The organism is Mycoplasma sp. Z386, assembly GCF_054343375.1.
Map to the genome: position 1 here is coordinate 1 of NZ_JBTGVC010000014.1, position 17277 is coordinate 17277.

Below are 17277 nucleotides of genomic sequence, written 5' to 3' on the forward strand. Positions count from 1 at the left end.
AATAATTATTATTTTCATATCGCTAAAAAAAGGACATTTTGATTAATAATTTACATTTATAATTATGCTTTATCAAGTTTCTCAGCAAATAGTAAAAAAGTTCAAAATCACCCATTTTTTGATTAATTTTATTGTTTTTTTTCTTTATACCATTTTATTATTATTTATTAGTGAATATAATAGAACTTAACAGTGATTGAGAAAAATGAAATCTTCCATCTTTTTTGATTCCTGCTTTTTCTCAATCAAAATTATTAAGTTTTTCAAGAATCTCCATAGTTTCATCAAGAGAACAAAAAAGTGTAAATCGAAAGAACTGATGCATCATAATGTATAAATTTGTTCTCTTGCGTATTTTCTAAAATATAAAAAGGTTTTTCTTTTCTTGTTAAACAATTAACAAAAATTTGAAAAGAAAAATTATGTGGACTTTTAGGAGTTGGTCTTATCCACTTTTCAGGCTCGTAAGATATTTTTGTTGTTTTTAATGTTCTTTCGGTTTATGAATTTATAAATTCTGTAAGTCCTGCTTTAATTTTGCTATTAAAACCAGAAGCACCACCTACTTTTACTACTATTTTATTATTTAATTCTAAAGGTTTACCAAATATAATTTTTCCATTATTATAAAAATATTCTAACTTTTTAGGATGATTTTTAGTTTTAACTATTTTTACTATAGAAGTAGGCACTGATGCGTTTTCTCATACGTTTTCAGAAATTGGTTCTCAGTATGTTATGGAAAAATTATCATATATATGTTTTATTAATTTTTTAGCACTACTATTGGAAAATATTTTGCTTGATATAATTCAAATTAATTCTCCATTTTCTTCTAAATCAAATAAAGCTTTTTCAAGAAAAAAATAAAATAATTTAGGTTTATGATTTAGAAAGTTTGAATGCAAATTTTCTTGAATGTTTTTAAAGTCTACATAAGAGGGATTCCCTATTATAACATCGCTTTTAAAGTTAGTGTTAAAATATGAATCGATGATGCCTTCTTTATGGCTTATAGTACTATCTTTTTCAATTGCAATAATTTCCGAATCGCTGTATTTTTCCTTTAATTTATAATAAAAATTACCTGTTCCAGATGAAGGTTCTAAAATACGTTTTGGATTTTGTATAGATATTAATTTAATCATTTTTTTAACAATAAATTCTGGAGTAAAAACTTGACCTAAATTCTTTTTATTTAATTGTGTTATATTATTCATTTTCATCACCTTTTTTTGTAAAGTATTTGTTAAAATCATTTAATATATTTGCTCTTTTTTCTATACTTTCTTTTAGGTAATGCAAAATAAATTGTCGCACTTTATTCTCTAAATTCTCTTTCTTTTTTTCCTAACTTTAATTCTACAAAAAAAGCAAGGATTTGGCAAAAAGTCGTTAAATTCGAAGAATTTTACATATATCAAAGTGGATTAATTTAAATTGCTCATTATCATTAATACCAAAAATTAATTTTTGACCTTTTGCATCAGCAAAAGCAACAACCATTTTTAATCAATTAATTACTTTATTTTATTTTAGCATTACTTTTTTTGACAAAAACTTGTTTCAGCATTCTATTTTGATTAATAATTTATACAATTTTTTAATCATAAAAATTAAAAAATATATAATTGAATAGTATGAAAAACAACATAAAAAAATTTTTAACTTTTGAAGAACAAGTTGCAAAATTAAAAAATGATAAGAAAATGAAAATAGAAGATGAAAATGAAGCAACAGATTATTTAAAGAGTAATAATTATATTCAATTTATTACTCCTTATAAAATAGCATTTGCAAGGAAAATTGAAAATTTTGATTTAACCAAAATTAAGGAAAAATGAAATAATTATAAAAAAGAAAATATTTTTACTTTAAAGGATTTATTTATTGATGAAAATAGATTAAAACACTTATATTATAATGATTATTCATTCAAATTATTGAAAAAAATAAATGAAAATCATAAAAATCTAGCAATTAAACTATTTTATAAAATTTTAGAAATAGAAGCTAAAATGAAGACACAAATTGCTTATTATATTGCTAAAAATATACATTTAAATTCAAATAATAATTATAATAGTAATTGATTTGATTTTTTAAAAGAAAATGCTCCAAAAACAGAATTTGAATACAGATTTGAAAATAACAAATTTCATAGTAAGAAAATAATATTTAAATATAATAACGAAAAGTTTTTTTATTCTGTTAACAAAAATAAAAAAACTTTATTAAAAGAAATAAAAAATTTATCCTTATTGTTCAAGGATTTTAATTTGAACGATGATAATGAACAAAGAAAAATTACAAAATTTTTAAATCAAAGAAAAAAAAGAATAGAAGAATATAATTTTTTAATTTCCAGCATTGAAAAAAAATTTTTAAAATTTAATTTTATTTGAAAGGATATAGAAAAGTTTGAATTTGGATTATTAAATAATTTATTATTTTTTTTGTTTGGAATTAGTAAAGATAATAAACTATTTGATTCTATTTTTCCAAGTAAATTAGGTTTTGATGAAATTAGTAATTTTTTATATTTTACAAGAAAATTAAGAAACCACATTGCTCATCAAGGAAATTTACAATATTTTTATTTGAAATATATAGAAAAAGAATGTTTTTTAAATATAAAAGAAATCAATAAAATTGTGTTTTATAATAAAATAAATTATTTAAAAAAAGTTAATAATTTTAATTATTTCCCTTATAGATTTGATATTTTTTTAAAAAACAGAAAATATAGTTTAAATTATTTTTTTATAGAACAATTAGAAAAAATTCTAAATTTCTAGAAAAATATGGTAGAATATATTTGTATATGGCCTAACTCACCAGGTGTGAGAAGTTTAGAGGTATGAATTCCTTTAAACAAAAAACTGCTTTTAAAAGCAGTGCTTAATTGTAAGATCAAGTGCACCACTTTAAAGTAAAATTTAAAGTATGGGACACTTGATTTTTTTTGTATAAAAAAAGTGGCCAAAAAAGTTTTATAACCACTACTTTTTAATTTAAGGACCAATATGAATTATACTACAACCAAACATTATGCTCATTTAAATAGCGAAAAAAGATTTTTAATAGAAAAATTATTTTATGAACAATTTTCAATAAGAAAAATTTCAAAAATTTTAAATGTTAGTCACTCAACTATTTCAAGAGAAATAAAAAGAAATTCTAATAGTTTTGGTTTTTACGATCATAAAGAAGCAGAAATTAAAACAAGAAATAGAGTTTTACATAAAAGATTATTCTTTTTTTATGAAATGAATGAATATAAGGAATTTAATATTCTTTTTAAAAGTCATTATGAAAAAGAAACATGTGGAATTATTATGACATATAACTTAATAAAGAATAACATAAAAGACATAAAAATACCTTCTTTAAGAACGGTTTTTAATTGAATAAACACAGGAAAATGAATTTTAACTCCTAAACATAGATTAAGAAAATTTTATGTAAAAGGAGGAAAAAGAAAAATAGATGTAAGAAAAAGATTAATTGATGCAAAATATGTTTTTCCTATGTGATCTAGACCAAAATCCATAAATTTAAGGGAAGAATTCGGTCATTGAGAAGCAGATTTAGTGATTGGCAAGAAGAAAACCGGTCATTACAATTTGCTAACATTTGTAGAAAGAAAAACTAGATTTGGAATTATTGTTAAAGTTTCTAACAAAAACCCTTTTTATATAAACACAGTTTTGTTTGAAAGAATTCAAACCCTAGGTCTTCATGTTAAAACTATAACTTTTGACAATGGTATTGAATTTTCAGCTGTTGGATTACTTGCAAAAAAATTAAATATTGCAATATATAAAACTGATAATTATGCTTCCTTTCAAAAAGGAACAAATGAACATTTTAACGGGATAATTAGAAGAATTTATAAAAAAGGAACAGATTTTAATAATGTTACTAAAGAAGAAATTTTTAATCTAGAGAGACGGATTAATTATATGGATAGACAAATTTTAGATGGAAAATGTGCATATGAAGAATATATAAAAGAAATGAAAAAAATTTAATAATTTATTCTTCTTTTTTGCAAAAAAGAAGCAAAAAAGCTACCTGATTTATTTGTTTAGGAAAAAACCCAACAACTACGTTATTGGGAATTTTTTACCCCAACCCCTTATTACAAAAAGGGGCTTTCTAAATAAAATGCTAAGCATTTTATTAAATTAATATAAAATACAAATAGGTTATAAAAACACTGGTGCACTTTATATTTCATTTAAGGACTGCTTTTAAAAGCAGTTTTTATTTTTTCTTTTTAACTAATTTAAATTTTTAATATATTTAATAATTCCGCTAATTTTATTTAAATAACAGCAAATAATTTTAAATTTTTTTAAATTAGTATCAATTATTAAAAGAAAAAATATAAAGTTATTAAACTCTAATGATTTCTATTAAATAATTATTGAATAACTATTATTGTTTTTTCTAGTTTTAACAAATAATATCAAAATAAGCAATTTAATTTCTTATATTTGTTTTTATTATGATTTCTTTTTTATTTAACAACAATAGAACTTAATAAAGATTGAGAAAAATGAAATCTGCCATCTTTTTTTATTCCTGCCTTTTCTCAATCAAAATTATTAAGTTTTTCAAGAATCTCCATAGTTTCATCAAGAGAACAAAAAAGTGTAAATCGAAAGAACTGATGCATCATAATGTATAAATTTGTTCTCTTGCGTATTTTCTAAAATATAAAAAGGTTTTTCTTTTCTTGTTAAACAATTAACAAAAATTTGAAAAGAAAAATTATGTGGACTTTTAGGAGTCGGTCTTATCCACTTTTCAGGTTCGTAAGATATTTTTGTTGTTTTTAATTTTCTTTCGGTTTGTGAATTTATAAATTCTGAAAGTCCTTCTTTGATTTTGCTATTAAAACCAGAAGCACCACCTACTTTTACTACTATTTTATGATTTAATTCTAAAGGTTTACCAAATATAATTTTTCCATTATTATAAAAATATTCTAACTTTTTAGGATGATTTTTAGTTTTAACTATTTTTACTATAGAAGTAGGCACTGATGCGTTTTCTCATACGTTTTCAGAAATCGGTTCTCAGTATGTTATGGAAAAATTATCATATATATGTTTTATTAATTTTTTAGCACTACTATTGGAAAATATTTTGCTTGATATAATTCAAATTAATTCTCCGTTTTCTTCTAAATCAAATAAAGCTTTTTCAAGAAAAAAATAAAATAAATTAGGTTTATGATTTAGAAAGTTTGAATGCAAATTTTCTTGAATGTTTTTAAAGTCTACATAAGGGGGATTTCCTATTATAACATCACTTTTAAAGTTAGAGTTAAAATATGAATCAATGATGGCTTCTTTATGGCTTATAGTGCTATCTTTTTCAATTGCAATAATTTCCGAATTGCTGTTTTTCCTTTAATTTATAATAAAAATTACCTGTTCCGGATGAAGGTTCTAAAATACGTTTTGGATTTTGTATAGATATTAATTTAATCATTTTTTTAACAATAAATTCCGGAGTAAAAACTTGACCTAAATTCTTTTTATTTAATTGTGTTATATTATTCATTTTCATCATCTTTTTTTGTAAAGTATTTGTTAAAATCATTTAATATATTTGCTCTTTTTTCTATACTTTCTCTTAGGTAATGCAAAATAAATTGTTTAGCTTCATTATAAGTTCTATATTTTAAATTTTTATTTTTACTTCAAATACACTGAAATGGTAAATTATTTCCGTTGGAAACTAAGGTTTCTATTTGTTTTAAAGAAGTATAGAATGATTCTTTTAAATTATTTTTTATCAATGATTAAAAAATAATAATCCTTGTAGTTTTCTTTAATATTGTCGTGAAGTTTTTGAAAATAATCATTTCAATTTATTTGATTTGAAAAATCTGGTTTATTTCCAGTTAAGGCAAAATAAATGCCGCCTTTTGAATTCAAATTATCACCAGAATTATTGTCTAGGGAGGTTATTTTTAAGTTTATAGGAACAAAATATTCAGAAGTTTCACCTTCAATGGCTAAATCATATCATTCTCTTGGTTTGCTATCTGTTAGTTTCAATTCCATTTTCTTAAGTAATGATTTGATTTTTTGATTTTCTAAAATAAATTTTAAAATTTCTTTTTTATTAATTGTTGAGTTTGTTCTTCCATCTTCAAAATTTTTAGAAAAAGAAATATTAGAAACTTTGATTTCTTCAACTATTGCAAAAATAATTGTTTCTATAATTTTTTTATCTTTTTCGCTTTCGTTTTCTATCTTTGTCATACTCTCCCGCTTAAATATTTCATTTTTGCTTAAAAATATTAAAGAAAAAAACTAATTTAGGAAAAATGCCTTGTTTTTCCTACTTTAATTGATTTCGCTATAATGTTTTGGTCTTGGTAAAGCAACTCTTTTGTGCTCGCTGATTTTATGTTGTTTTTCTATTAAGGTTATAGTTTTTGAATCAAGTTTACTTTTGTCTTTAAAGTAAGTTTCTAAATCATTGTAAGTAAAACCTAATTCTGCTTCATCGCTTTGGTTTTCTCATAAACCTGCTGTTGGAGTCTTATTAATAATACTTTCTGGAATTTCTAAATATCTTGCCATTGCTCTTACTTCACTTTTAGTTAGTTGTACAATAGGCAATAAATCAACTCCACCATCACCATATTTAGTAAAGTAACCAAGATACATTTCAGAGAAATTATCAGTTCCTAAAACAAGATATTTATGTTCTTGTGCAAAGGCATAAAGAGTAGTCATTCTTAATCTTGGTTTAATATTAGCAAGAGCTAATTTATCATTTAAAGGTAGTGCTTCTACTAATGTTTGGTAAGTTTCTTTTAAAGAAATAGTTTCAGTTTTTAAAGAAAATTTTTTCACAAGAGCAGCAATGTCTTCTTGATCATTTTGCATGCTATTGATAGGCATTATGATTCCTAAACTATTATCTGGAAAAGCTCTTTTAGCAAGTGTTGCTACAAGAGCAGAATCAATCCCACCTGAGATACCAACAACAACACCTTTCATGTTTGCTTTTGCAACTTCATCTTGCAATCATTTAACTAAATAATCTGTATATTTTTGAACATTCATAGTGCAAAAATTTTAGCACATTAAACTTTTAAAATTAAAATAAAATCAGTTTTTTAGCAAAAAAACACTTTTAGTGTGCTCTTTTGCTTATTTTATGATTTTTTTGGCAAAATGTGGTAAAATTTTGTTATTTATTAATGTAATAAATATTAGATTATTATTTTTATAATAATTTAATAGAAATCTTACCATAAATTTTTGGTAAGAAAAAATTAGTAAAAAAATTGAAATAAATCTAAAAAGGACAAGTTATGGAAGATAAAAAAAATAAAAAATTTACTAAAAAATTAGCGGCTATAATTGCCTTAGCTTTTGGTGGAGCGGTTATAGGTTCTGGTATATTGGCTCCTTTTTTCATTTTTAAAAATTGAAAAGAAATCCAATATGATGTTATTGATATAGAACAAAACTTTTCAAAAACAACAGATACTAGTGTTGCTTTTGATTTTGCTTTTAGTGATGAACAAACTTATAGACTGAATGGAACACCTATTAAAGTTTCCATTTTAGATGCAAACAAAAATGTTGTGCAATCTGGGGATGCAAGATATGTTGAGAGTTTAAGAAAATGAAGTTTTGATTCAACTGGATTTGAAAACAAACTGTTAGCTGGTAGACAATATGAAATTTCTTTTGAAACTGATTCAAAAAGCATTACAAAAGAGAAAAAGAAATTTAATGTTTTAAACGAAAACAAAAAAACAGTTGTAACTAAAGCTAACGTTTCTCAATTTGAAACAAGTAGTTTAAACTCCAGAGAACAACAAGTTACTGTTAAATTTGCTGATGAAATTAAATCTCTAGATGGTAAGAAAGCAATTTTAAAATACCACTACACAACAGTGTCACAAGGAAATGCTTCTGACAATCCAAGCGATATTAAAAATGACGAAACAAGAATTTCTTTTGACCAAGCTGTTGAAATTAAAGACGGAAAAGCACAATTTGTTATCAAGGGATTACAACCAGCAAGAAAATATGTAATTGAATACGTAGCAATCGTTGATGAAAACGAATACAACGGGATTGTTTCACAAAGAGAAATTGCCGTTCCTTATGACGTTGAAGCAAAATCAACATTTGAAACTAAACCAGTTAAACTAGAAGTAAATAACGTGCAAACAATTAAAATGGGAACAAATACTGGACAAATTTCAGTAGGTTTTCTAAAATCAAATGACGAACCAGAAATTTCATTAGTTGGTAAAAGCACAAAATTAAAATACAAAATCAAAGGTACAAGTGAAATAAAAGAAATCACTTCTACCGTTATTGGTAACTCATCTATTTTTGACTTTAATGCCAAAAATGCATCATCAACTTTACAAGAAGGAACAGAATACGAAATTGTTTCTATTGAAGCAGCAGACTCTTCAGTTGAATTTAAAGATACTTTAAGATCACCAGACTCTAAAGCATTATTCTTTAGTACTCAAGAAGCAGTAAGTGCTATTACTTTTGGACCAAGAGAACCAAAACAAAAAACATTCACAATTGACATTATTTCCCAAGAAAATAAAGGAAATTTAGATGGTGCATCTATTGAAGTTTCATTAGAACCATTTAATGATAAAGCAATTCAAAAACAAGTTTTAACTAAAAAAGAAGGTACAGCAGATGTTTATACCGCTACTTTTACTGCTACCGATTTACTACAAGGAATAACATATAAAATTGCTAAAGTAAAAATTACACCAAAAAACAACCCAGAAGATTCATTCAATTTACCTTTTAATAATGCTATTGATCAAGATGAAAACTTAAGATCATTTACAACAGTTGTTGGACAAGCAGATTTACACATTCAAGGATTTGCAAAAGCAGGACACAACTCTGCTACTGTTAATTTAGTTTATGATCCAGAAAACAACTTTTTAAGTGGAAAAACCCTTGTTTTAACTTACAAAAAAATTAATCCTGCAAGTGAGCAAGAATACACCGTTGAAGCTGTTGCTAATGCTTTAAAAGCAACTTTTGAACTTGGAGGAAACTCAACTGCTATTAATAAAAATACAGATGATGCTTTGGCAACACCTACACCAGCAGCAGAACCATTAGATGCAGGTACAACTTATAAATTACTATCTGTAAGATTAAAAGATACAACAGATATTGAAACTGTTTTAAAAGCAGATAATGAAAGCCAAAAAGAATTTACTACAAACTCAAGAATTAGAAAAATTGAATCATCAAACATTACTGATACTAGTGCAACTATTAAAGTAACTTTTGCTGATGCTATTAAAACTATTACTACAACCGAAGCAGAAGATGGTTCTAAATCACCTTCACATAGAAAAGCAAAATTAATTTACCAAGTAAATAATTCTAAAGAAGGACAAGAAACTTTACAATCTTCACCTAAATCAACTGAATTAGTTGAAATCAATGAAGATGGTGTAACCTTTAATATAACTGGTTTATTAAAAGGTGTAGAATACCAAATTACAGGAATTCAATTTGATATTGAATTACCAACTTTCTATGGAAGTGAAGTAAGTTCTAGAGCAGACAATAGTTTTACTACAACTGCAAAACAATTTGATGTGCAAAACATCCGTTTTGAAAACGAAAGTGAAACCAGTGCAGATATCCTACTTTCCTTTGATTTAAACTCTGACATTATTTTAATTAATAAAAAAGTAGATGTTTACTTTAAAGAAGCAGATGATGCAAACGCTACAGAGCAAAAAGTAACAACAACTATTGATGAATTAGGAGTTGCTAATGCTCATGCAACTAATTTAGCTGAAGGTAAAAAATACATAGTAACTAAATTATTACCACACATTGAACCAGCAGCAGGAAATGAAGCATTACAAGAAGCAGACTACCGTTTTGTTATCCCTACTACTTTAGATTCTAATAAAACTTTCTATACTAAACCAGCAGTTTCTTTAATTACCAGAACTAATTTAACTGAAAATTCTGCAACTTTTGACTTAAGCTTTGTTAATGCAGATCCTGCATACTTAAAAGCTCAAGGTAAAATTAAAGTAGCATACACTAATGCAGATGGAGTTTCTGCCTTTGTAGAACAAGATTTAACACTAGATCAATTCAACTCTAAAAAGGTAACTGTAACTTTAAATAACTTAGAAAAAGTTACAAGTTACACATTAGATAAAATTTCAATTAACGGAATTGAAGTACCAAGAATAACTTCATTTGATCAAGAAACTAATAAATTTACAACACCTTCCACAACATCAAAAGTAATTTCCTTAAATCAAATTACTAATGGTGATAATGATGTAACTTTTGAATTAGCATTCGATAATGTTATCGACAAATTCATGGATACTAAACAAGTAGATGTTACATTAACCAAAGATAATTCTACTGAAACAGTAGTTGCAAGAGGAACAGTACAAAGTGGAATTTTAAGAATCCACGCAGAAACATTAGAAGCAGGAACTAAATACAACATTACTAACTTTGCATTAGCAGATGGTTCTAGCGAAGCAATTAGCATTGCTTTTGCATCTTCTGTGCAAGTAGATAAAAGATTTGTTTATACAAGACCACTTGTTAATTCATTTAACTTCAATGACGTAGCAGAAAGAACTGCTACAGTAGTAGTACACTTTGCTGATTCACAAAATAACTACAATGGTAAAAATGTAATTCTTTCCATTTTAAATAAAACAACTAACGCTGTTAGTCAAATTAATTCAACCACTTTAACTACAGGTCAAACAATTGAAAATAACCAAATTTCTATTGCTTTAAGCGATTTAGATAAATTTACAGAATATGAAGTTGTAGGAGTTAAAGTTAATGTTTTAAACTCTAACTTTGAAGACATTACAATCAAAACAGGAATTGCTAAAACCTTTAATACAACTGCAACTAATGTTGCTGTTTCCAGAATTACTGTTGAAGATGTAACTAAAAATTCTGCAACTGTTTCTTATGTATTTGATAACATTGATGCTTACTTAAATGAAAGACAAGTAACTTTACATTACACCGTGCAAGACGGAAGTGAACAAACTGCTACTGCAACTGTTAAAAACACTCTTGGAACCATTCACGCTGATTTTGAATTAACTAATTTAGAAGAAGGTTCACAATACAACGCAAGCAGAATTACAATTGATAATATTGCTAATATTACTAACGATTCTACTACTTTCTACACATTAGGAGTAGTGCAAAATGTTGTAGCAACAACAGTGCATCAACAAGATGCAACTATTACTGTTACATTTAAAAATGCTGACACTAATAAAACCTTTAATAATAAACAAGCATTAATTAAATTTGCTTCAGCAGCAAACGGAACATTAAAAACCGCTACTGCAACTGTTACAAATAACAGTGCAACATTTACATTAGAGTCTTTAGATAAAAACACTAAATACATCTTACAAGATGTTTCATTAGAAGAATCTGCAAATGATTACAGAATTATTGAATTAGATAAATCATTTACAACTGAAAATCAAACTGATAGAATTAGAGACTTTACTACAAGTGCAACAAGTGCAACTGTAATTAGTATTATTGAAGATGCAAATAGTAAAACTAAATCTTCAACAAGTGTTACATTCCAATTTGATAGAGTTGTGGATACTTTCCTTGCAGACAAAAGTGCAACTTTAACTTACATTAATAAAAAAGATGGAAGCACTAACCAAACATCAAGTGCAACTATAGTTAACTCTGCAACTAACTCCTTAACCTTTAACTTAGACAACTTAGAAGAAGGAGCAGGATTTAGTGCGGTTTCTATTAACATCGATGGTGTAAGCGTTGACTTTAAAACTAATGTTAATAAAGACTTTTCAACCTTACCAGTTGTAAGTGCTATTACTTCTACTGTTCCTACAACAAATGACAGTGATACACAAATAGGATTAACTTTAACTTTTGGTGATGGATTACATTCACTAAATGGTAAAATAGCAAATGTTTCTATTAGTAGTGCAACTAATGGTTCACAAACCCTTTACACTTCTGATGCAACCATTACTAATAACTCTGTTTCCTTTAACTTAACTAACTTAGATAAAAATAATCAATTTGTTATTGATGAAGTAATAGTAGATGGAACTACTATTGAATTTAATAGTACAATAAATGATTCAAACAATGCTTCTAGAAGATTTAAAACTACTGCTAAACAAGCAAGAGCAACTAGTTTACAAACTATTGAAGCATCTAAAGATTCAGTATTATTATCACTTAACTTTGATATTAACAAAGATTGATATTTAGTTAATAAACAAGCAAAACTTAAATTCACAAAAGGAAGTGAAGAGTTTGAAACTACTGCAGCAACAATTAATGATGAAGGTTCATTAATCATTAATGTTAATGCTCAAACATTAATAAATAGTAAAACCTTATCTTCAGGAATAGGTTATACTCTAACTGAAGTAATCATTAGTGAAAATAATGATACTAATACAACTATTAGTTTAGAAGATCTAAGTGATAAAATCTTTAGTACTTTATCAACAATTAATGCAATTAGTGCTATTACAACTACTGAAAATTCAGCATCATTCACAATGACTTTACAAACTCAAGACACTTCTCTTGTAAACAAAAAAGCATTTGTGCACATTGTAAACAACTCCACAAATGCCATCACTACAGTAGAGTCAACTGCTAACTTTAACGATCAACACCAAGTTACATTCAATGTAACTGGATTACCTAAAAATGATACATACACCATTTTAGGATTAAGTATTGGTTCTTCAACTGCTCAAATTCTTGAATACGAAACCACAGTTCAAGAAAGTGCTAAAACCTTTAGAACACAACCAACAACTGCAACTGTTACAGGTATTAGTTATAAATGATTAGATGCTAACAAATCAAAAGCACAAGTAACACTAAGTTTTGACTCTGACGTTGACTCCTTTATGAATGGTAAAGCACTAAAACTAAAATACTACAAAGTACAACCAGACAACGGAGTACACGTTCACGGTGATGCTATTACAGTAGCAAAACAAGATGGTCAAGACATTATTGTTCGTGGTTCTACAATCAAATTCATCCTTCAAGGAAGAATTGATGCTAACGGAAATCAAATTAATAATACTTCAAGTTATAGTTCTAATATTCAAACTGCTACAAGCGATGGAACTGAACCAAGATCAGTAGCATTTAAAGGACTTATACAAGGGGCAAAATATAGAATTGAAAGTTTACAGACAGTAGATACAAATGAAAATATAACAATTAGTTTTGCTAATAATTTAACACCAGAAATGAAAGATCTATTAACACCAGATGGGGTTATTGGATATAATGTCGGTTTAAGTGCAGCAGAAGGTAATGTTGTGGAAGAAAATGGTGCTAGAGTAACTGTTAAAGCATCTGTAAGTAGTTTAAAAGATTTAGTTGCTATTAATGCTGCAAATCCCGGAAATAGATTACAAAATATTCCCGGTGCTATTAAATTAAGAATTTATAACATAGCAACTGGTAAATATGAAGAAATGGCAGTTAATCAAGTAGCACCCAGAGATTACAACACTTTCTGAATAGAATTTCAAGGATTACTTTCCAAAGAATCTAGATATCAAATCGTAAGTATTCTTATTGATGGAGTTCCTACTGTTAACTCACCAACTGGATACAATTTAGCTGATGGTTCAAGATTTAATAGTAATAGTAATTATGCTACTGTTACAAATATTGAATATGGTGAAAAAACTACAACAAGTGCAAAAATGTCTATAAGTTTTGCTAAAGCAGATGAAAACTTATTAAGAAATAGAAAAAGAATTACTGTATCTTACAGAAAAAGAGGGACAAACGATACACCTGCAACAATTCAAGGACAAATCGATGCTAATACAAAAAAATTAGAATTAAATATTACAGGATTAGAACCAGGTGCTGAATATGAAATTAGTGCTGTACGTATTGAAGAAGTAAGTATAAGCATAAGTAATCAACCATTTCCAGCATTTACTTTAACTGAAAATCAATACAAACAAAATGTTATTAAAACATTTAGTACAACTCCTGTAATTGATTTAATAACAAAAGGAACTATAGATCAAACAACAGCTGTTGTTACAATAAGGTTAAAAGGTGATGTTTCTGATATAGCAGATAATTCTACAGGAACAATTGTTCTTTCAAAAGGAGCACCTGATTCTACTGATTTTAGTGCTTATAATACAGTTCAAAATGTTTTCTTTGATAAAACAAATAAAACTATTAGATTTGATTTAAGTAATTTATATAAAGACACTCAATACAATGTTAGAAGTTTAACTATAGGTGATAATACATATAGTTGAGATAATAATATTACTGTAGAAAACAAACAATTTAGTACTTCAGGAACTACTGCTACAATTACTAATATTGCATATTCTAATATAATAAATACAGAAGCAAGAATTACTGCAACTATTGCAACTATTGATAGTTATGTAAATACAAGAAACTTGAAAGTAGTTTATCAAGAATTAGATGACTCTAATAACCTTGTGGGTCAACCACTTTTATCTGCTGATGTAATTATTGAAAACAACAATGCTGTATTTAATTTAAGTGGTTTAAAAAATGGTAAAAAATACAGAGTAATTCGTTTTGAAAATACAGTGCCTGGAAGCGGTTCAGCTCACCAAAGTGTAGGATTTAATATAGATAATGGAGTAAATACAGAATTTGCTTCTTATGTAGGTATTAAAACAGTTGCAAACACAACGCAAGAAGAAAGTGCTACATTAACTGTAACCTTAAAAGATTATGAACCAACAAGAGTAATAGGAAAACTTGCTATTTTAAGACTTCAAGGTATTGATCAAGATATTTATGCAACAGTTGATAGTAATCAAGTAGCAACTTTTGTAATTAGAAATTTAGCTAAAGAAACAACATATACAATTGACACTATAAAAATAGATAATAATACTTTAAATTATTATGAAAGTGTAACAGAACAAAATAAACAATTTACTACATTAGGTAATACTGCAACTATTACTTCTATTAGTAATGCTAATAACACAACAAATAGAGTTGATGTCACTTTAACTTTTGCAGCTAAAGATAAATACTTAAATAATAAACAAGTAAAACTATATTATAAAGAAGCAGAAGATACAACTTCAGCAACCGCTAAAACTAATGCAACAGCTGCAACCGTTACTTTAAATGGACAAATTGCTACTGTAACATTTGCTTTAGATTCTAATGACGTGCAATCAGGTAAAAAATATGAAATATTAGGACTAAAATCACAACCAGATGAAAACGCTATAACCTTTAGTATTTCTAATTCAATTAATATTTCAGCACACGAAACCAAATTCTTTGAAACCAAAATAGCACGTCCTGTTATTACTGGAGCACAAATAACTTCAACTGATAACCCAGAAGGTAAAAATAACACCTTCTTATCACATGTTAGTGTAACTTTTAGTGATCCTAACGATGCTTTAAATACAAACTTAATTAACTCATGAAACTTCCAACTTAAAAATAGTAAATCTGGATCAGAACAAATTGTAAGTGATTTACAATTCATTAATCGTTCTTATACAAGAGATAACTCAACTAATACCACAACTTTAACTTTTGATATTAAAGGAGATATCCTTAAATGAGTAGGAAGAGTTAATAAGTTAGAGATAGACTTTAGCTACTTTGATAACTTAGAGAAAACTCATTCAATTTCAGGAACCTTTATTAATGAAAAAATCATTAATAATACAACAAGTACTATCGACTTAGAAACTCAAGAAAGATATGTAACTACATCTCTTTCTGGTGTTGTTACAACTGGTTATGATATTGAATTCAATCTTAAAGTTTACGATCCAAAACAAACCTTAACTAACTTTGGTTCAGCAACTGGAGCATATAATTATGCTCCTAGTGATAATAGAAGAGAATTTTTATCACCAAATGGACTCACAAATGAACAACCTACAACAACAGGTAATGCTTTAAGTTTTATCTTAAGAGCTAAACAATCCTTTATTAACTTTACAGGACAAGCATGAGCAGGATTAAGTAGAAATAATTTCTATTATAATTCTGGATTAGAACAAGATAGATCAACAACCGAAGAACAAAATCAATGATGAGCAATTGCAAGTTATGGAACTACAAGACCTGCAGGACTTAATACTCCTTATCCTGATGGTGATTTACCAAATAGAAACTATTTAAATAACAATAATTTACCACCATTAGACAAATGAAAATTTAGAGCAGAAGGTAGAGATTGAACTAACGTTACAAAAGCATTTAAGAAAGAAATTTTATGAATTAATCGTGAAACTACTGGTGAAAATGCTGATATGGTTGATATAAAAATTAGAATAACAGCAGGTGGAACAAGAAATGAAGCATCTCGTGATTATTTAATTGCTAAAATATTCAACTTTGATTTAAATGACTTTAAAATTCAAAATGAAAAAACACTGTTTGCTTCTAAATCATCTACTGTTTGAGAAAATTATCAAAGTCCTTTATTAACTGGTTCTGGAACAAGTTTCATAGGAACCGCTGATGGAAGTTCTAATTTCTGAGATTTAAATTTTGGACCTACAATATTTAACTCTAACACCGGAGTTTATGACAAAGGAAAAATTTCTTTAAATAGAGTTGAATACAATGAAAATACAGGGAAATTAAAAGCAATTATTGATTTACCAAATACAACCCCACCTACTGGTGGATTAAATACAGATACAAATAATGGTAAAGGATTTATTGCTTATGCTTTATTTGTTAATTCAAAAGGTGATGAATATGTATTTGGAGATAAAAATGGTCAAGGATTAGACTTTTTAAGAAATATTACTTATAGACCTAGTGCAGATGGAACAAATCAATATGACACTGCAGAAATTGAATTTGATCTTAAAAATACAACAATTCCACTTTCTCAATTACCAGAAGAAAATGAAACACTTAGATTTGTAAATGTTATTTTCTCAAGAAATGGTTATGGAACTTTCTTATACCCAATGAACTGAACAGAAGTAGATAATTCATACAAAGAAATTCAATTCAAAAGATAATTTTAATAAATACATTCTAGCTTTAGGATGTATTTTTCTGTTTTATCAAGACATTAAAATAAGAAAATTTTTCTATTTTTTAGTGCATTTTTGCCCATAAAAATTATAAAAATTTGTTTTTTTGCTAAAAATGATATAATTATTATATTTATAAATATAATAGAGTC

At 26.5% G+C, this 17277-nt stretch carries 9 protein-coding genes; 3 read left to right on the forward strand and 6 right to left on the reverse strand.

Going from position 1 to position 17277, the window contains the following annotated elements; translation table 4 throughout:
* Positions 1-500: 500 nt before the first annotated feature.
* The gene (locus ACXX85_RS02530; RefSeq protein WP_458560550.1) at positions 501-1220 is read right to left on the reverse strand and encodes an N-6 DNA methylase; all 720 of its coding nucleotides are present in this window, start codon (positions 1218-1220) and stop codon (positions 501-503) included.
* Positions 1221-1640: 420 nt separating this feature from the next.
* Here ACXX85_RS02530 and ACXX85_RS02535 point away from each other — a divergent pair, with 420 nt between their 5' ends.
* Both ACXX85_RS02535 and ACXX85_RS02540 read left to right on the forward strand, forming a co-directional pair.
* A complete protein-coding gene (locus tag ACXX85_RS02535) occupies positions 1641-2798 on the forward strand; it encodes a hypothetical protein (RefSeq protein WP_458560551.1) in 1158 nt (385 codons plus the stop codon).
* Positions 2799-3026: 228 nt separating this feature from the next.
* Positions 3027-4034, forward strand: a complete 1008-nt coding sequence (locus ACXX85_RS02540; protein WP_458560552.1) for an IS30 family transposase — start codon at positions 3027-3029, stop codon at positions 4032-4034.
* Between the two features lie 579 nt (positions 4035-4613).
* On the opposite strand, the gene ACXX85_RS02545 is transcribed toward ACXX85_RS02540, so the two are convergent.
* From ACXX85_RS02545 to nadE, 5 genes are all read right to left on the reverse strand, one after another.
* Positions 4614-5402: an Eco57I restriction-modification methylase domain-containing protein gene (locus ACXX85_RS02545; RefSeq protein ID WP_458560560.1), complete on the reverse strand. Its 789-nt coding sequence runs from the start codon at positions 5400-5402 to the stop codon at positions 4614-4616.
* The gene (locus ACXX85_RS02550; RefSeq protein WP_458560553.1) at positions 5380-5577 is read right to left on the reverse strand and encodes an N-6 DNA methylase; all 198 of its coding nucleotides are present in this window, start codon (positions 5575-5577) and stop codon (positions 5380-5382) included. Before ACXX85_RS02550 ends, ACXX85_RS02545 begins: the two co-directional genes overlap by 23 nt.
* Entirely contained in the window at positions 5570-5815 is a 246-nt protein-coding gene (locus ACXX85_RS02555; protein ID WP_458560554.1) for a hypothetical protein, read from the reverse strand. The genes ACXX85_RS02550 and ACXX85_RS02555 overlap by 8 nt, the downstream gene beginning before the upstream one ends.
* The gene (locus ACXX85_RS02560) at positions 5802-6284 is read right to left on the reverse strand and encodes a hypothetical protein (RefSeq protein WP_458560555.1); all 483 of its coding nucleotides are present in this window, start codon (positions 6282-6284) and stop codon (positions 5802-5804) included. Before ACXX85_RS02560 ends, ACXX85_RS02555 begins: the two co-directional genes overlap by 14 nt.
* A gap of 84 nt (positions 6285-6368) precedes the next feature.
* Complete coding sequence (gene nadE, locus ACXX85_RS02565) at positions 6369-7097, reverse strand: NAD(+) synthase (RefSeq protein ID WP_458560556.1); 729 nt, start codon at positions 7095-7097, stop codon at positions 6369-6371.
* Between the two features lie 251 nt (positions 7098-7348).
* Between nadE and ACXX85_RS02570 the strand changes: the two genes are divergently transcribed.
* A complete protein-coding gene (locus tag ACXX85_RS02570) occupies positions 7349-17110 on the forward strand; it encodes a hypothetical protein (protein ID WP_458560557.1) in 9762 nt (3253 codons plus the stop codon).
* The last annotated feature ends 167 nt before the right edge of the window (positions 17111-17277 follow it).